Annotated in this window: 23 protein-coding genes; 9 read left to right on the top strand and 14 right to left on the bottom strand. The window is 53.5% G+C overall.

The window, feature by feature from the left end; genetic code table 11:
• Positions 1-128 precede the first annotated feature (128 nt).
• The 4 genes from potF to potI all read left to right on the top strand — a co-directional run bounded on the left by potF (position 129) and on the right by potI (position 4,301).
• Positions 129-1,235 carry a spermidine/putrescine ABC transporter substrate-binding protein PotF gene (gene potF, locus FVB43_RS23510; protein ID WP_133841080.1) on the top strand — a complete coding sequence of 369 codons (1,107 nt, stop codon included), beginning with the start codon at positions 129-131 and terminating at the stop codon, positions 1,233-1,235.
• Positions 1,236-1,363: 128 nt separating this feature from the next.
• Complete coding sequence (gene potG, locus FVB43_RS23505) at positions 1,364-2,497, top strand: putrescine ABC transporter ATP-binding subunit PotG (protein ID WP_159338129.1); 1,134 nt, start codon at positions 1,364-1,366, stop codon at positions 2,495-2,497.
• Between the two features lie 2 nt (positions 2,498-2,499).
• The gene (gene potH, locus FVB43_RS23500; protein WP_133841078.1) at positions 2,500-3,459 is read left to right on the top strand and encodes a putrescine ABC transporter permease PotH; all 960 of its coding nucleotides are present in this window, start codon (positions 2,500-2,502) and stop codon (positions 3,457-3,459) included.
• The gene (gene potI / locus FVB43_RS23495) at positions 3,456-4,301 is read left to right on the top strand and encodes a putrescine ABC transporter permease PotI (protein WP_133841077.1); all 846 of its coding nucleotides are present in this window, start codon (positions 3,456-3,458) and stop codon (positions 4,299-4,301) included. The genes potH and potI overlap by 4 nt, the downstream gene beginning before the upstream one ends.
• Positions 4,302-4,431: 130 nt before the next feature.
• Here the strand turns inward: potI and FVB43_RS23490 are convergent, their stop codons facing one another.
• From FVB43_RS23490 to FVB43_RS23480, 3 genes are read right to left on the bottom strand one after another with little or no spacing between them, the layout of a single operon-like run.
• A complete protein-coding gene (locus tag FVB43_RS23490) occupies positions 4,432-5,535 on the bottom strand; it encodes an amidohydrolase (protein WP_167864871.1) in 1,104 nt (367 codons plus the stop codon).
• A 24-nt stretch (positions 5,536-5,559) separates the two neighbouring features.
• Positions 5,560-6,033 (bottom strand): YjiG family protein, encoded by a 474-nt coding sequence (locus tag FVB43_RS23485; RefSeq protein WP_133841075.1) that lies wholly within the window; start codon positions 6,031-6,033, stop codon positions 5,560-5,562.
• Positions 6,023-6,694, bottom strand: a complete 672-nt coding sequence (locus tag FVB43_RS23480) for a nucleoside recognition domain-containing protein (RefSeq protein ID WP_133841074.1) — start codon at positions 6,692-6,694, stop codon at positions 6,023-6,025. Before FVB43_RS23480 ends, FVB43_RS23485 begins: the two co-directional genes overlap by 11 nt.
• A 379-nt stretch (positions 6,695-7,073) precedes the next feature.
• Here FVB43_RS23480 and FVB43_RS23475 point away from each other — a divergent pair, with 379 nt between their 5' ends.
• The gene (locus FVB43_RS23475) at positions 7,074-7,547 is read left to right on the top strand and encodes a YbjO family protein (RefSeq protein WP_133841073.1); all 474 of its coding nucleotides are present in this window, start codon (positions 7,074-7,076) and stop codon (positions 7,545-7,547) included.
• A gap of 55 nt (positions 7,548-7,602) precedes the next feature.
• On the top strand, positions 7,603-8,730 hold the full coding sequence (rlmC, locus tag FVB43_RS23470) for a 23S rRNA (uracil(747)-C(5))-methyltransferase RlmC (protein ID WP_133841072.1): 1,128 nt from the start codon (positions 7,603-7,605) through the stop codon (positions 8,728-8,730).
• A 129-nt stretch (positions 8,731-8,859) separates the two neighbouring features.
• Here the strand turns inward: rlmC and FVB43_RS23465 are convergent, their stop codons facing one another.
• The 7 genes from FVB43_RS23465 to FVB43_RS23435 all read right to left on the bottom strand — a co-directional run bounded on the left by FVB43_RS23465 (position 8,860) and on the right by FVB43_RS23435 (position 15,101).
• Positions 8,860-9,591 carry an arginine ABC transporter substrate-binding protein gene (locus FVB43_RS23465; RefSeq protein ID WP_133841071.1) on the bottom strand — a complete coding sequence of 244 codons (732 nt, stop codon included), beginning with the start codon at positions 9,589-9,591 and terminating at the stop codon, positions 8,860-8,862.
• A gap of 138 nt (positions 9,592-9,729) precedes the next feature.
• Positions 9,730-10,398 carry an arginine ABC transporter permease ArtM gene (gene artM / locus FVB43_RS23460; protein WP_159338114.1) on the bottom strand — a complete coding sequence of 223 codons (669 nt, stop codon included), beginning with the start codon at positions 10,396-10,398 and terminating at the stop codon, positions 9,730-9,732.
• Positions 10,398-11,114 (bottom strand): arginine ABC transporter permease ArtQ, encoded by a 717-nt coding sequence (artQ, locus tag FVB43_RS23455; protein WP_133841069.1) that lies wholly within the window; start codon positions 11,112-11,114, stop codon positions 10,398-10,400. Before artQ ends, artM begins: the two co-directional genes overlap by 1 nt.
• A 3-nt stretch (positions 11,115-11,117) precedes the next feature.
• Positions 11,118-11,849, bottom strand: a complete 732-nt coding sequence (artJ, locus tag FVB43_RS23450) for an arginine ABC transporter substrate-binding protein (protein WP_133841068.1) — start codon at positions 11,847-11,849, stop codon at positions 11,118-11,120.
• Between the two features lie 15 nt (positions 11,850-11,864).
• Positions 11,865-12,593 (bottom strand): arginine ABC transporter ATP-binding protein ArtP, encoded by a 729-nt coding sequence (gene artP / locus FVB43_RS23445; protein ID WP_159338116.1) that lies wholly within the window; start codon positions 12,591-12,593, stop codon positions 11,865-11,867.
• A 1,036-nt stretch (positions 12,594-13,629) separates the two neighbouring features.
• Complete coding sequence (locus FVB43_RS23440; RefSeq protein ID WP_159338117.1) at positions 13,630-14,280, bottom strand: hypothetical protein; 651 nt, start codon at positions 14,278-14,280, stop codon at positions 13,630-13,632.
• Positions 14,281-14,570: 290 nt separating this feature from the next.
• Positions 14,571-15,101 (bottom strand): lipoprotein, encoded by a 531-nt coding sequence (locus tag FVB43_RS23435; RefSeq protein ID WP_159338118.1) that lies wholly within the window; start codon positions 15,099-15,101, stop codon positions 14,571-14,573.
• A 100-nt stretch (positions 15,102-15,201) separates the two neighbouring features.
• Between FVB43_RS23435 and FVB43_RS23430 the strand changes: the two genes are divergently transcribed.
• Together FVB43_RS23430 and FVB43_RS23425 are read left to right on the top strand one after the other, a co-directional pair.
• Positions 15,202-15,525 (top strand): heavy metal-binding domain-containing protein, encoded by a 324-nt coding sequence (locus FVB43_RS23430; RefSeq protein ID WP_159338119.1) that lies wholly within the window; start codon positions 15,202-15,204, stop codon positions 15,523-15,525.
• A complete protein-coding gene (locus FVB43_RS23425; protein ID WP_159338120.1) occupies positions 15,525-16,367 on the top strand; it encodes an N-acetylmuramoyl-L-alanine amidase in 843 nt (280 codons plus the stop codon). Before FVB43_RS23430 ends, FVB43_RS23425 begins: the two co-directional genes overlap by 1 nt.
• A 1-nt stretch (position 16,368) precedes the next feature.
• Here FVB43_RS23425 and ltaE read toward each other — a convergent pair whose 3' ends face one another.
• From ltaE to hcp, 4 genes are all read right to left on the bottom strand, one after another.
• Positions 16,369-17,373, bottom strand: coding sequence for a low-specificity L-threonine aldolase (gene ltaE, locus FVB43_RS23420; protein WP_167864870.1), 1,005 nt, complete (start codon positions 17,371-17,373; stop codon positions 16,369-16,371).
• A 65-nt stretch (positions 17,374-17,438) separates the two neighbouring features.
• A complete protein-coding gene (gene poxB / locus FVB43_RS23415) occupies positions 17,439-19,160 on the bottom strand; it encodes a ubiquinone-dependent pyruvate dehydrogenase (protein WP_167864869.1) in 1,722 nt (573 codons plus the stop codon).
• Positions 19,161-19,291: 131 nt separating this feature from the next.
• On the bottom strand, positions 19,292-20,272 hold the full coding sequence (hcr, locus tag FVB43_RS23410; protein WP_133841060.1) for an NADH oxidoreductase: 981 nt from the start codon (positions 20,270-20,272) through the stop codon (positions 19,292-19,294).
• Positions 20,273-20,275: 3 nt separating this feature from the next.
• Complete coding sequence (gene hcp, locus FVB43_RS23405) at positions 20,276-21,928, bottom strand: hydroxylamine reductase (protein WP_133841059.1); 1,653 nt, start codon at positions 21,926-21,928, stop codon at positions 20,276-20,278.
• Positions 21,929-22,127: 199 nt separating this feature from the next.
• Here hcp and FVB43_RS23400 point away from each other — a divergent pair, with 199 nt between their 5' ends.
• A complete protein-coding gene (locus tag FVB43_RS23400; protein ID WP_167864868.1) occupies positions 22,128-23,786 on the top strand; it encodes an ATP-dependent nuclease in 1,659 nt (552 codons plus the stop codon).
• The last annotated feature ends 76 nt before the right edge of the window (positions 23,787-23,862 follow it).

Below are 23,862 nucleotides of genomic sequence, written 5' to 3'. Positions count from 1 at the left end.
ATTAACGGGCCGGTGAATAATGATTCATTCTTTAGCCTTAATTCTTCAAACTTTATCTATCAAGAAAGCAGGTGTTCACCGGTTCACCTGCCCGGCAAAATGTTTATCTCTGTTCATGAGGATGGAAAATGTTCAACCAACGTAAAAAATGGTTGTCAGGTGTGGTAGCGGGTACGCTGATGGCGATCTCTGCTGGCTCACTGGCCGCAGACAAGACGCTGCACGTTTATAACTGGTCTGATTATATTGCGCCGGGTACGGTGGCGGATTTTGAAAAGCAAACCGGTATCAAAGTGGTGTACGACGTATTCGACTCCAATGAAGTACTGGAAGGCAAACTGATGGCCGGTAGCACCGGTTATGACGTCGTTGTGCCGTCCTCCAGCTTCCTTGCGCGTCAGCTTCAGTCGGGTGTGTTCCAGCCGCTGGACAGAAGCAAACTGCCGAACTACAAAAATCTCGACCCTGATTTGATGAAAAAGCTCGAGCAGCACGATCCGGGCAACAAATATGCGATCCCTTATCTGTGGGCGACCACCGGGATTGGCTATAACGTTGAGAAAGTGAAAGCCGCTCTGGGTAAAGATGCCCCGGTCGACAGCTGGGATCTGGTCCTGAAGCCGGAAAATCTCGAAAAGCTGAAGAGCTGTGGCGTCTCCTTCCTCGATGCACCTGAAGAGATCTTCGCGACTGTGCTGAACTACATGGGCAAAGATCCGAACAGCAGCGATGCAAAAGATTATACGGCGGCGACCGATCTGCTGTTGAAACTGCGTCCGAGCATTCGCTATTTCCACTCTTCCCAGTACATCAACGATCTGGCAAACGGCAATACCTGCGTGGCGATTGGTTGGGCAGGTGATATTCTCCAGGCGAAAAACCGCGCTGTAGAAGCGAAGAACGGCGTGAATATCGCCTACAGCATTCCTAAGCAGGGCGCGCTGGCGTTCTTCGATATGCTGGCGATCCCGAAAGATGCGAAAAACGTCGATGAAGCCTATCAGTTTATTAACTATCTGATGGAGCCGAAAGTGATGGCGCAGATTTCCAATACGGTGTTTTACGCCAGCGGTGTAAAGGCTTCCCTGCCGTTTGTTGATGCGGCTATTCGCGACAACCCGGGAATCTATCCAACCCCTGAAACCATGGCGAAACTGTTCACCCTGAAGGTGCAGGATCCGAAACTTGACCGTGTGCGTACGCGTGCATGGACTAAAGTTAAAAGTGGTAAGTAAGCCATAACCGTTTCACACTCGTTAAGCAGCAGAGGCGCGGTTACCGGCCTCTGTTTTGTTTTTTTTAGGGCAGGGCAGACGTCAACCCGCACAGCGGCCCCGCCTTTTAGCGCCGGAGTATAATGGTAGTGAATGACGCGATCCCCCGTCCTCAAAGCAAAGCAGGTAAGGCGCTGACGCCACTGCTGGAGATCCGCAATCTGACCAAATCGTTTGATGGTCAGCATGCGGTGGATGATGTGAACCTCACCATCTATAAAGGCGAGATTTTCGCTCTGTTAGGTGCCTCAGGCTGCGGTAAATCAACGCTGCTGCGTATGCTGGCCGGTTTTGAAGCGCCAACGCAGGGGCAAATCGTGCTGGATGGCCTGGATCTCTCCCATGTGCCACCGTATCAGCGCCCCATTAATATGATGTTCCAGTCCTACGCCCTGTTCCCCCATATGACGGTGGAGCAGAATATCGCCTTTGGACTGAAACAGGACCGTCTGCCGAAAGCCGAGATTGCCGAGCGTGTGGCTGAGATGCTGACGCTGGTGCATATGCAGGAGTTTGCCAAACGTAAGCCTCATCAGCTCTCTGGCGGTCAGCGTCAGCGTGTCGCACTGGCCCGTAGCCTGGCAAAACGCCCTAAACTGCTGCTGCTGGATGAACCGATGGGCGCGCTGGATAAAAAACTGCGTGACCGCATGCAGCATGAAGTGGTGGATATCCTTGAGCGTGTAGGGGCGACCTGCGTCATGGTGACCCACGACCAGGAAGAAGCCATGACCATGGCGGGCCGCATCGCGATAATGAATCGTGGCAAGTTTGTGCAGATCGGTGAACCGGAAGAAATTTACGAGCACCCGACCACGCGTTTCAGTGCCGAATTTATCGGTTCAGTTAACCTGTTCGAAGGACTGCTGCGTGAACGTCTGGAGGATGGGCTGATTATTGAGAGTCCGGGCCTGATCCATCCGCTGAAAGTGGCCTCTGACGTGTCGGTGGTTGATGGTGTTCCGGTGTCCGTGGCGCTGCGCCCGGAAAAAGTGATGTTATGCGATGAGATCCCGGCCGATGGCTGCAACTTTGCCGTGGGTGAAGTGGTGCATATTGCCTACCTGGGCGATCTGTCGATTTATCATGTCCGTCTGCATAGCGGGCAGATGATCAGTGCCCAGTTGCAGAATGCCTATCGCTTCCGTAAGGATACTCCGACCTGGGGTGACGAAGTGCGTCTTTGCTGGGATGCCGATAGCTGTGTGGTCTTAACGGTATAATCATGAGCCAATTTTCTGAACGCCCTCCCGAGCCGCCAAGCGGCCAGCAAACCGGCATTAAAGGCCTGTTGACGCGCCTGTCGATGGCGCACGGCCGTAAGCTGGTGATTGGACTGCCTTACCTCTGGCTGTCGCTGCTATTTCTGCTGCCGTTTCTGATTGTTCTGAAGATCAGTTTTGCCGATATCGCCCGTTCAAGCCCGCCCTATACCGAGCTGTTAAGCTGGGCGGACGGCCAGTTGAACATGGCGCTGAACTTCGGCAACTACCTGATGCTGACTGAGGACCCGCTGTATATCGATGCCTACCTGCATTCATTGCAGGTGGCGGGGATTGCCACGCTGATCTGTTTAGCGATTGGTTATCCGCTGGCATGGGCGGTAGCACATGCTTCACCTTCTACGCGCAATATCCTGCTGTTGCTGGTGATCCTGCCGTCCTGGACCTCGTTCCTGGTGCGCGTTTATGCGTGGATGGGCATCCTCAATAATAACGGTATTCTGAATCGATTCCTGATGTGGACGGGGGTGATCGATCATCCGATCACCATTCTTTATACCGACCTGGCGGTGTATATCGGTATTGTTTACTGCTATCTGCCGTTTATGGTGCTGCCGATTTACACCGCGCTGACACGTATTGATTACTCGCTGGTGGAAGCCTCGCTCGATCTCGGCGCACGTCCGATAAGAACTTTCTTCAGTGTGATTGTGCCGCTGACCAAAGGCGGCATTATCGCCGGGTCGATGCTGGTGTTTATTCCGGCGGTAGGGGAGTACGTGATCCCGGAACTGCTGGGCGGCCCGGACAGTATTATGATCGGGCGCGTGGTGTGGATGGAGTTCTTTAACAACCGTGACTGGCCGGTCGCATCGGCCCTGGCGGTGATTATTCTGTTGATCCTGATCCTGCCGATTATCTGGTTCCATAAACATCAGAATAAAGAGGGGGATAAAGCGTGAGTCAGCTACCGGTTATTCGCTCAAAGTGGCGCACGGCTATCCTTGCCGTCTGTTTCTTCTTCCTGTACGCACCAATGCTGTTGCTGGTGATTTATTCGTTTAACTCATCGCAACTGGCGGCATGGGAGGGCTTCTCGCTGCGCTGGTATCAGGTACTGTTTAACGACGATGCCATGATCCGTGCGGTAACGCTTAGCCTGTCCCTTGCCGGGCTGTCGGCGACGGCAGCAGTGATCCTCGGGACTATCGCTGCGATGGTGATTGTGCGCTTCGGCCGCTTTAAAGGCTCCACTGGCTTTGCCTTTATCCTGACGGCACCGCTGGTCATGCCGGATGTGATCACCGGGCTTTCGCTGCTGCTGTTGTTTGTGGCCATGGCGAATGCGTTCGGCTGGCCTGCTGAGCGCGGGATGCTGACGATCTGGCTGGCCCACGTCACCTTCTGCACCGCCTATGTGGCGGTGGTGATTAACTCGCGTCTGCGTGAGCTGGATCGCTCGATTGAAGAGGCGGCGATGGATCTGGGGGCGACGCCACTGAAGGTGTTTTTTGTGATCACGGTTCCGATGATTGCGCCTGCCATTGTCACCGGCTGGCTGCTGGCATTTACCCTGTCGCTTGACGATCTGGTGATCTCCAACTTCGTCACCGGGCCAGGTGCTAATACGTTACCGATGCAGATATTTGCCACCGTGCGCCGTGGGATTAACCCCGAAATTAACGCGCTGGCAACCTTGATTCTGCTGGTGGTGGGGATTGTTGGCTTTATTGCCTGGCGTTTGATGGCCAGTAAAGAGAAGCAGCGCCTGAAAGACATTCAGAGGGCGCGCGCCGGGCATTAATCCGCGTTTAAGCAAGACCTGTCGTGGCTGACCTTCTGTTTCTTCCAGCCTGCGACGTTATGCCGCAATGAAAACGGGACGACCGGAAAAAGGTCGTCCCGTTATCTCTACGAGGTTCCTTGGCGATCAATCACCCAAGCACCTTCTTCACACAGGCTTTGAAAATCTTAATCCCCACCGGCAATGAATTCAGATCAAAATGCATATCCGGATGGTGCAATCCAGGAACTAACCCGGTGCCCAGGCCCCAGAAACCGGCCTTCACTGAAGGACGCTGCACCGGATAGTGGAAGAAATCTTCACTGCCCGGCGTGGAGCGCGGTTCAAGTAAAGCGTCCTGACCCAATACCTCGACAATCGCGCCGGAGATCAGCGCACTCATCTCATCATCAATTTCGGCTGCGGGCATGGCTTTCAGTACCTGCACTTCAGCCTGTGCGCCAAAGGCGGCAACGCTGTGCTCAATGGCACGCTGCACACGATGTTGCAGTTCGATCATATCCTCGTTCTTTGCGGCCCGAAGATCGAACACCACGCGTGCTTCATCCGGGATCGAGTTAGTCACGCCTGCATCGCAGAGGAAACGCGTGGCTTTAACGCTCCACACGCTGTTCGGTGCCATATGAATCGCATTTACTGCCTGCACTGCGCTAACGCCAGCATCCAGCGCATTGACGCCAAGGTGTGGGCGAGCGCCGTGCGCGGTCTGGCCGCGGATAATGGCTTCAACGGTCACACAGGCTGAGTAATACACGGCAGGGATAGCTGTGCCAACCGCGCACTCTTCCGCCGGACGGACGTGGAAACCGAGGATCATATCGACATCATCAATTGCCCCGCCGTCGATCATCGCCAGCGCGCCGGTTCCCAGTTCTTCAGCAGGCTGGAAAATCAGTTTCAGGCGACCTTTTTTAATCGCCTGCTCGGCGATCAGTTCCTGGGCGGCGGTGAGCACCACTGAAGAATGACCGTCGTGGCCGCAGGTATGGCGGGCGCAGGGAATGCCGTTGATGATATGCCCCAGCGCATCCATATCGGCACGCAGTGCCAGAGTCGGGCCTGGAACACCGCTGTCCAGCACAGCGACAATGCCGGTGGTGGCATTAAAATGATCCTGAACCTCATAACCGGCGGCTTTAAGCTGCTGGCTGATGTAGGCCGAGGTCTTAAACTCCTGGAAACCCAACTCCGGGATTTCGTGCAGGTAGTGGTAATGTTCTAACACTTTTGACACGTTATACACTCCATTCAGCTTCTGTTACGCAATGACTCGCATCACCAGCATCGCGATGACCGAGTTCATAATGCTGGTCAGCATTAACAGCGGCCAGTATTTTTTCGGCACGTCGGAAACACCGAGCAGGCGGCCCATATACTGTAACTGAGAACCCATTAAAAAGATCGCCGGGGCCAGAATAGTGATATCTCCCCCGGTCAGCACGCCTTTCGCCAGCAGGCTGATAGCAACGCCGGTTCCGGCAGAGGAGGAGAGCCAGGCGGTCAGCAGTACGGTAACCGCTTCACCGGGCAGGCCGAACAGCCCCATGACGGGCGCGAAAACGGTACCAATCAGTTTCATCACGCCGAGCAGGTTCAGCACTTCAGCAATGACATAAGCCATCACCACGTTCGGCATTAAATTATGAATGGCAATATGAAAGCCTTTACGTGCACCAATCACAAAGATATCGAAGGGATTATTAGAAACGCTAACCTGAGGGTTATTCTGCATGTTGGAAATCTCGCTTGTAAACGGTATTCAGCATCAGACGGACAAAAGCGCCGCCAACAAATTTCAGTACGAACATCAGCACCAGCGGGACCAGTACCGGTGTGGCCAGCGAAGCAAATAACGCCGACCCGATAGAGAAGTAGTTATTAATCAGCCCTGCGCCGGAATATTGCCAGGCCGCCATGATCACTACATCTTTTTTCGTCACCTGTTTGTTGTCGTACAGCTCTTTCGTTAATGCCGCACCTGCATCGGTGCTTTGTAAATCGGTAATTAAGGCCAGCCCTGTGCGTCCTGGAATACCTAACAGGGGACGTAACAGTGGCGTCAGCAATTTGTGGGCCGCGCGAATGGCGCCGTAATGAGTGAAGATCTCCAGTAGCCCCAGCGCCAGCATCACGGTTGGCACCAGCGACAATGCAAACAGGAAGCCGGCTTTGGCACTGAGTCCGCCCGCACCGACAAAGGTATTATGGGCCGGATCTTTCATGGTGCCGAAACTGCCACCCAGTGTGGTGAAATCAAATGCACCCAGCCATGCCATGCCGTCGACGTTAAACAGCAGGCCGGAAAAAAACAGTATGGCTAATATTAATGCCAGCCAGGCCCCTTTGCCGACTGACCACTTTTCACCCGACAGGGTTATTTTATCTTCAGACATCTGGTTCCTACTCCCCGGTATTCATCAAAGGTTATGCAAATAGCCCATAGCGGATTTTTCGTTCCATATAGTGGAATTATTGACCGACCTGGACTAAAAATAATGTGGTTGCTGCCGATAACGATCGAACCACCGGGTTCGGATTGCAGATATCGTGCCAGAATGCATTCATATCATTAATCTTACGGAATGAACTGAGGCAGGGCGGGTTAATTTCGCTATAAGATAAAAGTGAAAAACCGATTATTTATTTTCAACGATGAAATAAAAGACACTTTTTTTCTTTTCTCAGTGGGAATATTCTTGTGAGTGCAACCGTAAGACACCATGATGGATCAGTTGCACCATCACAGGGCGTGACAGCAGCAGGAGGGAAGAAATGTCTGAAGTGATAAGAGAGAGCAAAACGCTGTTCAGCGGCGCGGCAAGCATTCCGGTGCCCGTATGGATTGCGGGTATCGCCATTATTGCTACCCGCTGCCTCGGCGTATTGCTGCTCGCTAACGAGCTGGGGTTGATGGAGCTGATGAACTTTGTGCATCGCAGTGCACAGGCCTGGGATTCAACGCTGATCTTTATTGCCAGCCAGCTGATCTTCTTTATCGAGCTGCGCTGTGCCATTGCCCTGATGCGCGGGCACAGCTGGGGGCGCTGGGGTTTCCTGGCAGCTCAGGTGCTGGTGCTGATCTATATGTTTGTGGCGTCTATGGGCTGGGTCTATCCGGAGATTTTCAGCATTAATAGCGATAATGATAGTCAGGTCGTTCCCTCTCTCCTGGTACAAAAGCTTCCCGATATCTTGGTGTTGTTGCTGCTTTTTGTGCCGCAAAGTAGCCGACGGTTTTATCGTTAATCCTCCACTGCTATACTGTCCGACTGCATTTCGCTTCCCAGATCAGGCTTCCATCATGCATTGCGCGCTTTATGACGCCGGCCGTTGCCGTTCCTGCCAGTGGCTGGAGACACCTTACTCCCGGCAAGTTTCTCAAAAACAGTCACATTTACAGCAATTGTTGGCATGTTTTCCGGTTGGTCAGTGGTTGCCGCCTGCGCTCTCTCCGCTACAAAAATTCCGCAATAAAGCCAAAATGGTGGTCAGCGGCAGCGTCGAACGCCCTCTGCTGGGTATGTTGCATCGTGATGGTACGCCAGTCGATCTGAGCGACTGTCCGCTCTATCCTGACAGTTTTGCCAGCGTGTTTGCTGAACTACGCCCGTTTATTGCCCGTGCCGGGCTGACGCCCTATAACGTGGCACGCAGGCGAGGTGAACTGAAATATATCCTGTTGACCGAAAGCCGGCATAACGGGCAACTGATGCTACGTTTTGTTCTGCGCTCAACCACCAAACTGGCGCAGCTGCGCGCCGCACTGCCCGAGCTTCAGCGCGCATTGCCTCAATTGGCGGTGATTTCTGCCAATATTCAACCTGTGGCGATGGCGATTATGGAGGGGGAGGAAGAGATTCCATTAACGGATAATCAGGTCCTTGCCGAACAACTCAACGACGTGCCGCTGTCAGTACTGCCGAAAAGCTTTTTTCAGACCAATCCACGGGTGGCGGCCGAACTGTATGCCACTGCGCGAGTCTGGGTCAGAGAATTGCAGGTGAGTGCTATGTGGGATCTGTTCTGCGGTGTGGGTGGTTTTGGTCTGCATTGTGCGACGCCCGAGATGCAGTTGACGGGGATCGAGATCAGCCAGGAGGCGATTGCCTGTGCGCAGCGGTCTGCGGAACAGATGGGACTGAAACAAGTGAGCTTTGCAGCACTGGACTCCACCGCTTTTGCCACCGGAGAGGGCAGCGTGCCGGAGCTGGTGCTGGTCAATCCACCGCGCCGCGGAATTGGTGCCGGGCTTTGCGCGTATCTGGAAAAAATGGCACCGCCTTGGATACTCTATTCCAGCTGTAATGCCGAAACGATGGCCACCGATATCGGACGTCTGAAAGCCTATCGCATCATCAAAGTTCAGATCTTTGATATGTTTCCGCACACCGCGCATTACGAAGTGTTGACGCTGTTGCAGCGGGTGTAAAGTGGGTCGGGCATGCCCGACCCCTACGATGATACCACTATATGGGGCGGGGCGTGGCACGCCCTGATGCCTTACGATGACGTCAGCATGTGGGTAGGGGCGTGGCATGCCGCGCCCTGATGCCGAAAATTACTCGGGGAACCACTGCTTATTGAGTTTATCAATCGTTCCGTCAGCTTTCAGTGCAGCCAGCGCGGTGTCCAGCTTCTTCAGCAGCGCATCATTATCTTTACGTACCGCAATACCCAGACCCGTGCCGAAATAACTGCTGTCCGTAATATGCTCGCCGACGGCGCTGAGATTAGGGTTGGTCTTAAGCCAGGCGCCGACCACTGCGGTGTCACCCAAAATGCCATCCAGGCGATTATTTTTCAGGTCGAGGATCGCGTTCTGGTAGCTGTCATAGGCCACCGCCGTGATGTCCGGCTGCTTATCATGCAGGTACTTCTGGTGAGTGGTGCCGTTCTCAATACCCACACGTTTACCCTTCAGCTGATCCAGGCTGGTGAACTTGCCTTTCTGCGCAATAATAATCGCTGAGTTGGCGTAGTAAGGTTGAGTAAAGCTGACCTGTTTCTGGCGCTCTTCAGTGATATCCATACCGGAAATCACGGCATCGTAGCGGCGGAACTTCAGCGCAGGAACCAGACTGTCAAAGGGATTATTGGTGAAGCTGCACTCCGCCTGCATCTGTTTGCACAGTGCTTTCGCCAGATCGATATCGAAGCCGACAATCTGGTTATCGCTGTTCAGGGATTCAAAGGGAGGGTAGGTCGCGGAGGAGGCAAAACGAATCTTGTCTGCAGCCTGCGTTCCTAAGGCAACGCTGGCCAGCAAGGCTGCCAGAACGAGTTTTTTCATCTATTAATTCCTTTAGGTCTCATTGTCCTGACCAGTATCGACGACAGAAGCTGTTCGTTATCCGTTGATTAAAGAGCTACGAAGGCTTTTTTTTCATGAATGCCCGAGGCGCGGGTGCGGGTCGGGCATCGGTAAGCATCAATTCCGCTGTTCGAACGCCAGTGCCCGGCGCTCAATCATGCGCATCATCAGGGTCAGTAATCCGTTTACGCACAGATAAATCACCCCGGCGGCGGCAAACACGCTGACATCGTAGGTGCGTCCGTAAAGCATTTGCCCGTGACCCATGACTTCCATCAGCGTAATGGTGTAGGCCAGCGAGGTACTTTTAAACACCAGCACCACCTCATTGGAGTATGAGGAGAGCGCACGTTTGAATGCATACGGCAGCAAAATTCGCAGTTGATCGCGGCGGTTCATGCCCAGCGCCGCACAGGACTGCCATTGCCCGGCAGGAATAGCACGCACCGCGCCGTGGAACAGCAGTGTGGTATAGGCCGCGCTGTTCAGTGACAGGGCCAGCAGCGCACACAACCAGGGTTGTGAAAGCAGGCTCCATAACCAGTGAATATTCTGGATCGCCGGGAACTGTCCTGGTCCGTAGTAGATCAGGAAGATCTGCACCAGCAGTGGGGTGCCGGTAAACAGGGTGATATAGGCGCGAGTCATCTGGTTCAGAACCGGGACTTTTAACGCCAGGATCACGGTAAACACCAGGGCCAGAATCAACGCCAGCAGCAGTGACGCTACGGTGAGCATCAGGCTGGTATTCAAACCTTTCAGCAGTTCAGGGAAATAACTCAACATCAGCAGTCTCCCCGCTCAAAGCGTGTGGTGCGCAGTTCAATGCGTTTCAGGACGAATTGGCTGAACAGGGTGATCAGCAGGTAAATCCCCGCCGCGATAACGTACCAGGTAAAAGGTTCCTGGGTGCGGGTCGCGATGCTTTTGGTCTGCAACATAATATCGTTAACGCTAATCAGGGAGACCAGCGCGGTATCTTTCAACAGCACTAACCACTGATTGCCGAGGCCGGGCAGCGCATGGCGCCACATCTGCGGCATAATCAGGCGGAAGAAGATAGCGGTCTTCTTCATTCCCAGCGCTTGTCCTGACTCCCACTGGCCTGACGGTACGGCTTTCAGCGCACCGCGCAGGGTTTGTGATGCATAAGAGGAGTAGAGGATAGCCAGCGCAATCACCCCGCAAAGAAACGGGCTGACGTCAAAATTCTCAATGGCGACCTGAACCGGGATTTGAACGAACCCCAGGTTAACGGTGAAGCCGTCCGACAGCGTCAGCAGCAACTGTGAGGCACCGAAGTAGATAAACAGCACCACAAGGATTTCCGGCAGGCCGCGAAACAGCGTGACCAGTCCGGTTCCCAGCCAGGCGAGGGGACGCCAGCGCGCAGATTCCCAGACGGCGAAAATCATCGCCAGTATTAAACCGGCAATCAGTGCACAAACGGCCAGGCCGACGGTCATCCCGGCGGCGCTGGCGAGAGTATAAAGTTCGCTCATTAATTACTGCTGAAACCACTTGCTGTAGATAGTCTTATAGGTGCCGTTGGCTTTCACCTTGTCCAGCGCCGCGTCGAATTTGCTCTGAAGCTCGGTATTACCCTGACGCACGGCAATGCCGAGGCCGGTGCCGAAGTAGGCTTTATCCGTCACTTTCTCGCCCATTGGCGTCAGATTTGGGTTCTGTTTCAGCCATTCGTTGACCACCGCTGTATCACCAAATACCGCATCGATACGGCCATTTTTCAGGTCGAGGATCGCGTTCTGATAGCTGTCGTATGGCACAACGTTAATAGCAGGCAGCTTTTCGCTCAGGTATTTCTGGTGTGTAGTGCCGTTCTGCACACCCACGCGTTTGCCTTTCAGTGCATCTACGCTGCTGACTTTATCTTTCTGGATAATAAACAGCGCAGAGTTGTCGTAATAGGCTTTGGTGAACAGGACCTGTTTTTCACGCTCAGGCGTGATATCCATACCGGCCATCACCGCATCAAAACGACGGAATTTCAGACTGGGGATCAGGCTGTCGAACGCCTGGTTGGTGAAGGTACATTCGGCACCGATTTCGCGGCACAGCGCGTTGGCCAGATCGACATCAAACCCCTGGATCTTATTATCAGAATCCACGAATTCGAAAGGAGGGTAAGACGCCTCAGTAGCAAAACGAAGGGTTTGAGTGGCGCTGGCGCTCAGGCTGCAACCGGCTAACAGTGCGGCAATGACAATTTTTTTCATCGTTATGTCCTGCAATTAATGCGAAAGATAATGGGCAAACGCCTCGGTTTGCGGCTGTGTAAAGCGGCTGGCATCACCCTGTTCGACAATATAGCCATTTTCCATATACACCACGCGGCTGGCCGTTTTACGCGCCACTTCCACTTCATGGGTGACGATCACCTGGGTGATATTGGTCTGCGCCAGTTCACGAATGATGCTGACGATCTGGGCGGTGATTTCCGGGTCCAGTGCAGCGGTGGGTTCATCGAACAGCAGCACAGCCGGTTCCATCATCAGAGCACGAGCAATGGCTACGCGCTGCTGCTGGCCACCGGACAGGTGCAGAGGATAACGGTCGGCAAAGGTCGTCAGACGCAGGCGATCGAGCAGTTTCGCAGCACGTTCATGTGCCTGCGCTTTGCTTAAGCCCAGCACGCGGCAGGGGGCTTCGATCAGGTTCTGAACGACAGTCAGGTGAGGCCAGAGATTGTACTGTTGGAACACCATGCCGACGTTTTGACGCAGTTCGCGTATTGCCGCGTCGCCAGGGGGTTTTGTGAAGTCAAAGCGATTGCCAGCGATTTCCAGCGTACCGGAACGCGGCATCTCCAGCAGGTTTAACACACGCAGGAGAGAGCTCTTCCCGGCACCGCTTGGCCCCAGCAATACCAGCGTCTCACCCTGAGGGCAAGCCAGCTGAATGTCAAAAAGCGCCTGGTGGGCACCGTAGTAGCAGTTAATACCGTTTAGTTGAATACTCATGCGCAAAAAGTGAATAGCAATTGATGCCGCGAATCTTAACGTCGACAGCATAGTTATGCAATCATTGTGCGTTAAAATTTATTTATGCGGGCAGGGTGAGTAAATAGTAGCACAAGATAGCGCGATGTTACGGTTTTCACTGAAATGTATCGGGGCTGTTATGCAATTATGTGCGCGGGATCGGATCAATGACTGTGCTACAGAAGGATGGCGAGCCCGTGAACCTTCATGAGCATAGATCACTATGTGGCTGGGGCGAATGGGTGTAGAAAACGCATCTGCATCTTAAAGTATGAAGGGTATGCCTCTGATTATTAAAATACGCCATCGAATTCTTAACGTGAATGCATGCGATAATCAGGGATTACTGGTTGTGGCTAGAAATTTAATCATGATAATAATTTACGCTCATTGAACTAATTAAAAGTTACGGTTACAATATCCACGTGATTGCAGATGTCGTATTTTTATGGCTTTCATAGAATCGGATCTCAAGCAAAGTAATGATTTATTGTTTCAATTATGATTTTTTCGAAATGCAATTTTTTCTGATAAACCATGACGGTTCGTCACTTCCGGGATCAGGTGGATTACATGTAATATGCTATTTGCATGTCGAAATCATTAAGGTGAGAATAACTTACAGGAGTTATATTGAATGGATTCAAAAAAGCACTTTAAAATGTTCATGGTTTTTATCTCTTTTCTTTTTTTTGCTTTTTTTTGCTTTGTTTTTGTTAGCGCTATTTTTTCAATAAAAAGAATTGTCGAGGATGGTGGTATCTATTCTTTTAACTCAGGAGATCTGATTGGTCACCTGTTAATATTGCTGATTATAGTAGGCTGTCTTTATTTTTCAATAAAGACATCATTGTTAATGTAATAATATATTTTCTCAAAATATTGGTGTTAGGGAGTGGGCTAACGCCGTTGATGAATTTTTTGGGTGTTGTTGTTTTTTTATCGAACTTTGATGGCACTAATTGATAGATTTAAGATAATAGATATGCTAATTTCTAATTAATTAAAATGACATTTAGTTAATTCCACTTAAAATATTTTTTATTATCTCATGAAATTCCTCTTCATTATTTTCCTTTATTGATAGTGCGTCAATAAAGGGTTCCAGGTAATCATCGACAAGAAAATAAAACAGGTCGAGGTCATCTTTTTTTCTCATCATATAAAACAATGAAGGTGACTTGTTTTTTAATTTTCTCGAAACATATAAAGATCTTGCTCTGGCTCCAGCTATTGTAACACTCAGTGTGAATGTTGCGTTGAATATAATCTTGGGAAGTAATTTACTGGTAAAGTAAGATGCCATGTCCTGAAGCAGAATGCTGTTTATAAATATTCGCCCAGAAGCCTTTCCTGCTTGTTCAGCGATAATGTCTGTGACGTGTTTTCTCGAGTTTCTTGTAAATTCGCCCACAACTAATACTATTATTTTTCTTATCTCATCATTAGAAATACCGAATTTAATTCGTCTAAATAACCTGTCTGAATCCAATCTATTTATCCATCTGTTTTCGGTATCAAAGTATTCATAAGAAGAATATCCGATATCTCTTGAGAAGTCCTTGACGATATTACCAGCGAAGGTTGTGTATTTTATATAAAATGGTTTGCTGTCAGTTTTCATTAACGCTATTATTTGTTTTGAAATTCTTTCTGTATCACTCATTTTACATCCTTTTTTGTGTTTTTTTCATTAGGTTGAAGTGACATTGTTATTATTTTAACTGAGTAATTATAATGTGTTTCATTGGTGCCTGCCTGCTTGGTTTGTTTTGCGCCAGTGTGACTTTCTGAATAAACCATCTGCTCGGCGAATTTTACGTTCAATGAATTAGATTGGAAATAGTAATAATACGATTATAAATCAGGGGGCAGGAGGCGATCGTATGAATTATGCTATGGGGATAAAGACGGCATTAAACATCGTGCCGCCAGCCAGCGGCACGTATTCGTGACTTATTTTTGCAGCAGTTGGACGAGTGAGCCGCCGGAAAGATGCGGATTAGGGCCCAGATAGCGCACATCACTGACGGACCAGCAGGTGCCCTCACGAACCATCAGCACTTCATCCTGCCAGCTTGTATCACCCCGTTTCAGCGTGACGCGCAACGGGATGTTACGGGCATCGGTATTCGGGATAGTCGAAGCATCCGCCACGCTGGCGTCCGTAGCACCCTGGCTCTGACTGGAGAAGATATCTCCCGTCAGCAGTGCGGTTTTATTCGGTTTCGTTTGTGCGTTAATCAGAGACTGATAGAGCGCATCACTGAGTAGCGGGCGGTACTTTGCCAGCAGTTGAGCATCCGGCAATCCCGGTGAAGGTTGTTGTGTACGCAGATCGTAGAACTGCTGCGCTACGCTGTCCGGGCCACCATCAGCACAGGGCCCCACCCGGGTACCAATGTCCTTATAGGCAGGTTCTACGGTAGTACAGGCACTCAGTAACAGCGCAAGGGGTACCACGGAAGCAAAGGGTAGGTATTTCATTCTGATTTCCTTATTGTTATCAGCGAGTGTGCTTTATCATTGATTATAGCCGCTGAGTATAGTTGCAAGAGCGAAGTGAACACTGAACAAGGAGAGCGACATGAAATTTTCCACAACGCCAACGCTGGAAGGCCAGCCCATTACTGAATATTGCGGTGTCGTCACCGGCGAGGCGATTCTTGGCGCCAACATTTTTAAAGACTTTTTTGCCGGCATCCGCGACATCGTCGGCGGCCGTTCCGGGGCGTATGAGAAAGAACTGCGTAAGGCGCGCCAGATAGCGTTTAGCGAGCTGGAAGCACAGGCGAAAGCACTGGGGGCCGATGCCGTTGTCGGAATCGATATTGATTATGAAACCGTGGGCAAAGACAGCAGTATGCTGATGGTCAGCGTCAGTGGCACCGCAGTGAAACTGCATCACTGATGCGTCCGTTGTCTATCGTTCGCCCGCTGTTGCTGCTGCTGGCGGTCTTTCTGTATACCTCTATTACCCCGAAAGGGCTGCAACCGCATCAGGGATACACGGTGGATACCCGGCAGGAAGCTTACGGTGCGCGCCCGCGCGTCAAAGTGCTGGTGATCCACTATACGGCCGGGGACTTCCCGCGTTCACTGAATACGCTAACCGACCGTCGGGTAAGCGCTCACTATCTTTTACCGGCAACGCCACCGAAATATGATGGTCAGCCGCTGGTATGGCGACTGGTGCCGGAGGCGATGCTGGCGTGGCATGCCGGGGAGAGTTTCTGGCGCGGCGCAACCCGGCTGAATGATACCTCCATCGGTATTGAGCTGGAGAATCAGGGCTGGCACCGTGAGGGCGGCGTTGTGGTCTGGCAGCCGTTCCCACAGTCGCAGATGGATGCACTGTTGCCGCTGGTGCGTGACATTGTGCAGCGCTACGGTATTCAGCCACAGGACGTGGTGGCGCACAGTGATATTGCTCCGCTGCGTAAACAGGACCCTGGCCCGCTGTTTCCCTGGCAGTGGTTTGCCGGGCAGGGTATTGGTGCATGGCCTGATGCAGAAAGGGTGACATTCTGGCTGGCGGGTCGCCCACCGACACAGCGCGTGGATAAAACCCGCCTGCTGGATCTGTTAGCCCGTTATGGTTATGAGGTGACGCCGCAGATGAAACCGTATCAGCAGCAGGCGTTGATCGCCGCCTTTCAAATGCACTTTCGCCCGTCAGATTACAGCGGCGTGGCCGATGCTGAAACCGAAGCCATTGCCGCTGCGTTACTGGAGAAATACGGTTCTGACTAATTTACTGCGCGGCTAAAAATGCCTGCCACTGGCTGACCAGCTGTTGCAGTGCATCACGGTCGGCATCCAGGTGGGTTACCAGACGCGTCACGGGCCCGGGGCTGAGGAGAATACCGCGTTCGCGCATCCACGGCCCCAGCGTGGCAACCTGCGCTTCTGGCAGCCGCAGGAACACCATGTTGGTATCGTGACGGGTGACATCCACGCCGATGCCACGCAGTGCCTCTGCCAGCCAGGCGGCATTGTCGTGGTCATCTTTTAAGCGGGCGACGTTATGCTCCAGCGCATACAGCCCGGCGGCGGCCAGAATTCCCGCCTGACGCATGCCACCGCCTGTCATCTTCCGCCAGCGGCGAGCGCGATGAATAAATTCCTCACTGCCGCACAACAGCGATCCTACCGGCGTTCCCAGCCCTTTAGACAGGCAGATCGTCAGCGTATCGCAATAGCGTGCAAGTGCCTCCAGCGGCACGTCCAGCGCCACCGCCGCGTTGAAAATACGTGCACCATCGATATGCAGCGCCAGTTGACGTTCGCGGGTAAAATCCCACGCCTGTTTCAGATAGGCAATCGGCAGCACCTTGCCGTTATGGGTATTCTCCAGGCTTAACAGGCGAGTGATAGCGAAATGGACATCATCGGGTTTGATAAACTGCGCCACCACATCCAGCGGTAACGATCCGTCAGCGGCTGCAAGGATCGGCTGGGGCTGTATGCTGCCCAGCACTGCCGCGCCGCCTGCTTCGTATTTGTAGTTATGTGCCAGCTGACCGACGATATACTCTTCACCACGCTGACAGTGGCAAAGCAGGGCGACCAGATTCGCCTGGGTACCTGTGGGCAGGAACAGGGCGGCGGCCTTGCCGCTCAGGCGAGCAGCCTCTGATTCCAGTTGATTGACGGTGGGGTCATCACCATAAACATCATCGCCGGTTTCAGCCGACATCATTGCATTCAGCATCGCCTGGCTGGGGCGGGTCACGGTATCACTACGCAGGTCAATCACGCTCAACTCTCCTGTCAACAGTAAAACGGACGCCGCAGCGTCCGTGAAAAGGCCTTCACTCTTTTTTACCGCAGCCAGTTGGTTTTTGCCAGATCAACCACTTCGTCACCGCGACCATTAATAATTGCGCGCAGCATATACAGGCTGAAGCCTTTCGCCTGTTCGAGTTTGATTTGCGGCGGCATCGCCAGCTCCTCTTTGGCGGTGACCACGTCGATCAGTGCCGGGCCATCATGTGCCAGCGCCTGTTGTATGGCGTCGTCCAGTTGCGATGCCTGTTCAACCCGAATGCCTTTCACTCCGCAGGCGTTAGCAATCGCCGCGAAGTTGGGGTTTTCCAGGTCGGTGCCGTCGGTGAGATAGCCGCCAGACTTCATCTCCATTGCCACAAACCCCAATACGCTGTTGTTAAACACCACGATTTTGACCGGCAACTTTAGCTGTGCCAGTGAGAGGAAATCGCCCATCAACATGCTGAATCCTCCGTCACCACACAGCGCGATGGTTTGACGGCCAGGATCTATGGCCTGGGCACCAATGGCCTGCGGCATCGCATTGGCCATTGAACCGTGACTGAATGATCCAAGCAGGCGGCGTTTGCCGTTCATTTTCAGATAACGGGCTGCCCAGACGGTTGGGGTGCCGACATCACATGTGAAGATCGCATCTTCGCTGGCGTAGCGACTGATCTGCTGTGCCAGATACTGCGGATGGATCGGTTGTTTATCGTTAGCGGTGGCCAGCGCATCCAGCTCTTTACGCGCTTTGGCGTAGTGCTCCAGCGCCTGATCGAGGAAGCCGCGTTCGGTTTTCACACTGAGCTGTGGCAGTAAGGCCGTGAGCGTGGCCTTGACATCACCGACCAGCGCCATATCCAGCGCACAGTGGCTGCCCAGACTGCCGGGATTGATATCGATCTGAATGATTTTCGCATTGGCCGGATAAAAAACCCGGTAAGGGAACTGGCTACCGAGGATCAGCAGCGTGTCAGCATTCATCATTGCGTGGTAGCCGGAGGAGAAGCCGATTAATCCGGTCATACCCACGTCGTAGGGATTATCGTATTCGATATGTTCTTTGCCGCGCAGGGCGTGCACCACCGGGGCTTTCAGGGTTTCAGCCAGTGCCAACACTTCGCTGTGCGCGCCTGCACAGCCGCTGCCGCACAGCAGGGTGATATTGCCGCCCTGATTGAGCGCAGCAGCTAGTTTCTCCAGCTCAGCGGCAACGGGCTGCACCTGCGGTAACTGCGGAGGATACCAGTCGGCACTGGCGGTTTCCGGGGCCAGCTGGAGAGCAATATCCCCCGGTAACACCACCACGGAAACGCCTTTATTGAGGATCGCTTTACGCATGGCAATCCCCAGCACCTGAGGGAGTTGCTCAGGGTTAGAGACCAGTTCGCAGTAGTGGCTGCATTCACGAAACAACTCTTGTGGATGTGTTTCCTGAAAGTAGTTGCTGCCGATTTCCGCTGACGGAATATGTGCGGCAATCGCTAATACCGGCACGTGGTTGCGGTGACAGTCGAACAGACCATTGATGAGATGCAGGTTACCGGGCCCACAGGATCCGGCACAGACCGCCAGTTCTCCAGTAAGGTGAGCTTCAGCGCCAGCGGCAAACGCCGCCACTTCTTCGTGACGCGTGGGCATCCAGCGAATGGTTCCCATACGATTAAGGCTGTCACTCAAGCCGTTCAGTGAGTCGCCCGTGACGCCCCAGATACGTTTTACGCCCGCACTTTCCAGTGTTTTTGCGACCAGGGCTGCAACAGTTTGCTTCATGCGTTCTCCTCAGTGATGGGGATGTCCTTTGACGGGAAGATAAAGTTCACGGTTACAAGCTTAGTTTAGGATGCGCCGGGCAGGTGATACCGTGTGAAACAAGCGGTTTCACACGGGAGTCAAACGTGAGATCAGGCGAGGACGATATCGCTTTCTGGATAGCAGCTGCATGCCAGTACGTAACCCTGGCTAATCTCGGTGTCACTAAGTGTCTGCTGGCTGCGGGTTTGGTAGTGGCCTTCCGTCACGCGGGTTTTACAGCAGCCGCACACGCCCGAGCGACAGGCAGCGGCAACGGGGAGTTTATGGTGTTCCATCGCGGCCAGCAGTGACCAGCCTGACGGAAAGGTGTCAGCCTGTAAGCGCATCGGGCTGCGCAGGGTAAACTGCGTCTCTTCTTTGGCGACATCGGCTACCGGGGTGAACTGTTCTGTGAAAATCGTCTTTGCCCCCAGTGCCTTCACATCATGTTGCAGGCTCGCCATATAGGCCTCGGGTCCGCAGATCATCACGGTACGCCGAACCATATCAGGCACCAGTGCGGCCAGGCGCATACGATCAAGGCGGCCGGATAGCATCGCTTCCGTGCCGCTATTTTCAGCGATAATCGTCAACGTTAACCACGGCTGCATGGCGCTGAGTTCATGGGCAAAAATGACATCCTGCGGTGAGCGAACGCTGTACAGTAGTTGCACATTGCAGGCCGGGCGCTGCGCATGTAGCCAGCGGCACATCGACATCATCGGTGTGATGCCGCAGCCTGCCGCCAGAAAGAGATAATGGCTGGCGGGATGGCGCTGACAGCTGAAATCTCCCTGAGGATCGGACAGCCAAATATCGTTTCCCGGGCGAACATCTCGCGTCAACCAGCCCGAGCCTTTGCCCTGTTCGATCTGCCGCACGGTGAGCGTGATAAACGGGCTTTGTCCTGGGGTGGATGACAGCGTATATGCGCGCATTTCATCGCTGTTACCGATTTTCACCAGCGCGAACTGGCCCGCCTGCCAGCGATAGAAGTCATGGTTAATCAGCGCAAGCGTCCAGACATCGGGGGTTTCCTGCTGCACATGGTGAACCTGCATGCGCCAGGGGCATAGTATCGTTGAATTCATGAGTTACTCCACGTTGCCGAGGATGGTGGCCAGATCGTTTTCCACGCTGCTAACCGGGATCATACCGAACTCTTTTTGCAACAGTGCCAGCAGGTTATCGGTGAGGAATGCCGGGGAGGTTGGGCCGGTACGAATGTTTTTTACCCCCAGTGATAACAGCGTGAGCAGTACGACAATGGCTTTTTGTTCAAACCACGAAAGCAGCAGTGACAGCGGCAGGTCGTTGACGCCGCAGTTGAGTTTTTCTGCCAGTCTGACCGCCAGCATAATGGCCGCGTAGCTGTCGTTACACTGGCCCACGTCCAGCAGGCGTGGTAACCCTTCGATATGGCCAAACTCCAGTTTATTGAAGCGGTATTTCCCGCAGGCCAGCGTCAGCACCAGGCAGTCCTGTGGGATCGCCAGCGCCATATCCGTGTAATAGCTACGCTGGTCACGGCTGCCATCACAGCCACCCACCAGGAACACATGGCGCAGTTTCTGGCGGCTTACCAGGTCGATGATACTGTCACAGGCATCCAGCAGCACTTTACGCCCGAAGCCGACAGTGATCTCATGAGGAATTTCACTCCAGGGGAAGCCCGGCATACTCTCTGCCTGGTCGATGACGGCAGAGAAATCGTCACCTTCCAGGTGATTGACGCCAGGCCAGCCGACGATGCTGCGTGTCCAGATACGCTGCTGATAATCGCCTACCAGCGGGTCAATAATGCAGTTGGAGGTCATCACTATCGGGCCTGGGAAGCGGGCAAACTCCGTTTGCTGGTTCTGCCAGCCACTGCCGTAGTTACCCACCAGATGCGGGTATTTTTTGAGTTCCGGGTAGCCGTGGGCAGGTAACATCTCGCCGTGGGTGAAAACGTTAATGCCTCTTCCGGCGGTCTGCTCCAGCAGGAACTGGAGGTCTTTCAGGTCGTGACCAGAAATCAGGATCGCCTTGCCGGCCACCGGGCGGACATTGACGGTGACGGGCTGTGGATCGCCATAAACCGTCGTTTGCGCTTCATCCAGCATCCCCATGATGGTGAAGTTCATTTTGCCGATCTGCATGGCGCAGGCCACCAGATCGTTGGTGGCAGAAGGGTTTGTCCCCAGCCAGGCCATGATCTGATGATACTCAGCATAGATCGCGTTATCGAAGCGGTTATGGACGTGTGCATGCTCCATGTAGGCTGCCGCCCCTTTTAGTCCATAGAGACAGAGCAGACGCAACCCGAGGGTATCGGCATCCGCGCCACCCTCGTTCAGTGCAAACTGTGCGGCCTGCTGCTGCAACCCGGCAATTTCATGGCTTGCCAGGTTGAGCGCGGCGAGCGGGTGATCGAGAAGCAGGCTACCCCCCCTCTGCACGCAGCGCTGTTGCAGACGATCGCGCAGGGCGATCGCTTCAAACGCATAATCCACGATACGCGCGGAATCAAAGTTGACGTTAGTCAGCGTGGAGAAAAACGCGCGCGGGGCGAAATTATCCACTTCGTGATCGATAATTCCCAGACTGCGTGCCTGAAGTGCCCAGGCTGACAAGCCCTGAAGCACCGCCACCAGCAGATCCTGTAGATCGGACGTTTCCGCTGTTTTACCGCACATACCTTGCGCGTAAGCACAGCCGTCGCCGACCGGAGTACGCATTGTTTGCTCACATTGAATACAGAACATGGTCTCACCTTTTATAAGATGTATTTAATATGCATCTTTATGTATGAGATTACGGCCCGGGATACAAGCAGCCGTAAAGATTAACCTGCCCTGGTTTGATCTGGCGCAATTCTGCAACGGCAAACAGCGTTTTTTCTCCGTGGCTTGACCCACCGACGCAGGCCGACCATTCTCAATACAAAAGCAAAAAGGGGCAAAGATGATTCTGGAAAAAATGGCCATCGTCGGCTTTCGTGGCATCAACCGCTTGTCGTTGCCGCTGGAAGGAAACAACGTTCTGATTGGCGAAAATGCCTGGGGGAAATCCAGCCTGCTGGATGCGCTGACGCTGTTGCTGGCTCCTCAGCAGGATCTGTACCAGTTCAGGCGGCATGATTTTCATTACCTGCCGGGTGAACGGCATCGTCGGGAACGCGATGTGCAGATCGTACTGACGTTTTGCGAACGCGAGGTGGGTGAGGCGGAAGCGGTGCAGTATCAGCCGCTTTCCTCCCTGTGGTGGCGAGGCGAAGGCGGATTGCGCCGTCTTGAACTCTGTATCGAGGGGCGGCTGCTGGACGAAGAACAGATAGTAACCCGCCGACAGTTTCGAGATGCTCGCGGACAAAGCATCATTAGCGGCGACCAGGCGACGGAGGCGATAACAGCACTGATCCGCCTGCATCCCGTGCTGCGCCTGCGCGATGCACGTTTCAGCCGACGCCAGCCACACGATGCAGCACCGTCTGCGCCGCTGACTGAACTGACAAGTATGATGGAAGATCTGATGCGTGACGTGGCGATCTGCCCGCAAAATCTGACGGATACCGCACTGCGCGAAGGGCTGAATACCCTGCAACAACTGGTGGAACACTATTTTTCTTTTCAGTCGTCCCAGGCCTCTCTTCCGGCCAGCCGTGTCCCTCCCCAGCAGCGTGAATCCGGCAGTGGCTGGCGTCATCTGCGGGAGATGAATCACCTGATTGCCGAAGGCGACCGCAGCCGTCGACTGATCCTGTTGCGCATGTTTGCCCTGCTGGTTCAGGCGCGTGGCGCGCAGCAGTTGGATGCGCAGGCCCGGCCGTTATTACTGGTGGAAGACCCGGAAACCCGCCTGCACCCGACCATGCTGGCAGTGGCCTGGGAGTTACTCTCCCTGCTGCCCCTGCAAAAAATCGTCACCACGAACTCGGGTGAACTGCTGTCGCAAGTGCCGGTGGAGCAGGTGTGTCGCCTGGTACGCGAGCCACAGCGCGTAGCCGCGTGGCGTATTGGCCCCGCAGGCATGAGCGCTGAGGACAGCCGACGCATCGCTTTTCACATTCGTTTTAACCGCCCGTCTTCGCTGTTTGCGCGCTGCTGGTTACTGGTGGAAGGTGAAACAGAGGTGTGGGTGATGAACGAGCTGGCGCGCCAGTGCGGTTATCATTTTGCGGCAGAAGGCGTGAAGGTGATTGAGTTCGCCCAGTCCGGGTTAAAGCCGTTGCTGAAATTCGCTCAACGTATGGGCATTGAATGGCATGTTCTCACCGATGGCGATGATGCCGGAAAGAAATATGCTGCTACGGCTCGCAGTATGCTGGATCAGGCGCGGGCAGACGAACACCAGCACCTGACGCAATTACCCGCACTGGATATGGAGCATTTCCTGTACAAAGCGGGTTTTGCTGCGGTCTATCATCGTATCGCCAGGCTGCCTCCCAATGTACCGATGAATATGCGGCGAATTATTGGCAAGGCCCTCCAGCACGCTTCCAAGCCGGAGCTGGCCATTTCAGTGGCGATGGATGCCGCTGAACGCGGAACGGAGTCAGTACCGCCTTTGCTGCGTAACATGTTTGCCAGCGTACAGGGGCTGGCGCGAGGGAAAGCGGATTAATGCCGTTATTTCCGTTCATGGCATTCTGCCTGGGTTGAAAAACGCATCTGTCCACCCATATTAGGAGAGTGAGCAG

The organism is Erwinia rhapontici, assembly GCF_012271765.1.
GTDB classification, from domain to species: Bacteria; Pseudomonadota; Gammaproteobacteria; order Enterobacterales; family Enterobacteriaceae; genus Erwinia; species Erwinia rhapontici.
The sequence above is the reverse complement of the archived record's forward strand: the minus strand, read 5'-3'. Positions and strand labels throughout refer to the sequence as shown.

Coding starts and splice junctions, on each gene's coding strand:
- rlmC (WP_133841072.1), top strand. CDS start 7,603: ATGCATTGCGCGCTTTATGACGCCGGCCGTTGCCGTTCCTGCCAGTGG.
- FVB43_RS23485 (WP_133841075.1), bottom strand. CDS start 6,033: ATGCAGAATAACCCTCAGGTTAGCGTTTCTAATAATCCCTTCGATATC.
- FVB43_RS23425 (WP_159338120.1), top strand. CDS start 15,525: ATGCGTCCGTTGTCTATCGTTCGCCCGCTGTTGCTGCTGCTGGCGGTC.
- potH (WP_133841078.1), top strand. CDS start 2,500: ATGAGCCAATTTTCTGAACGCCCTCCCGAGCCGCCAAGCGGCCAGCAA.
- FVB43_RS23430 (WP_159338119.1), top strand. CDS start 15,202: ATGAAATTTTCCACAACGCCAACGCTGGAAGGCCAGCCCATTACTGAA.
- FVB43_RS23480 (WP_133841074.1), bottom strand. CDS start 6,694: ATGTCTGAAGATAAAATAACCCTGTCGGGTGAAAAGTGGTCAGTCGGC.
- FVB43_RS23400 (WP_167864868.1), top strand. CDS start 22,128: ATGATTCTGGAAAAAATGGCCATCGTCGGCTTTCGTGGCATCAACCGC.
- FVB43_RS23440 (WP_159338117.1), bottom strand. CDS start 14,280: ATGAGTGATACAGAAAGAATTTCAAAACAAATAATAGCGTTAATGAAA.
- FVB43_RS23465 (WP_133841071.1), bottom strand. CDS start 9,591: ATGAAAAAACTCGTTCTGGCAGCCTTGCTGGCCAGCGTTGCCTTAGGA.
- hcp (WP_133841059.1), bottom strand. CDS start 21,928: ATGTTCTGTATTCAATGTGAGCAAACAATGCGTACTCCGGTCGGCGAC.
- artP (WP_159338116.1), bottom strand. CDS start 12,593: ATGAGTATTCAACTAAACGGTATTAACTGCTACTACGGTGCCCACCAG.
- artJ (WP_133841068.1), bottom strand. CDS start 11,849: ATGAAAAAAATTGTCATTGCCGCACTGTTAGCCGGTTGCAGCCTGAGC.
- artQ (WP_133841069.1), bottom strand. CDS start 11,114: ATGAGCGAACTTTATACTCTCGCCAGCGCCGCCGGGATGACCGTCGGC.
- hcr (WP_133841060.1), bottom strand. CDS start 20,272: ATGAATTCAACGATACTATGCCCCTGGCGCATGCAGGTTCACCATGTG.
- FVB43_RS23435 (WP_159338118.1), bottom strand. CDS start 15,101: ATGAAATACCTACCCTTTGCTTCCGTGGTACCCCTTGCGCTGTTACTG.
- FVB43_RS23475 (WP_133841073.1), top strand. CDS start 7,074: ATGTCTGAAGTGATAAGAGAGAGCAAAACGCTGTTCAGCGGCGCGGCA.
- artM (WP_159338114.1), bottom strand. CDS start 10,398: ATGTTGAGTTATTTCCCTGAACTGCTGAAAGGTTTGAATACCAGCCTG.
- potF (WP_133841080.1), top strand. CDS start 129: ATGTTCAACCAACGTAAAAAATGGTTGTCAGGTGTGGTAGCGGGTACG.
- poxB (WP_167864869.1), bottom strand. CDS start 19,160: ATGAAGCAAACTGTTGCAGCCCTGGTCGCAAAAACACTGGAAAGTGCG.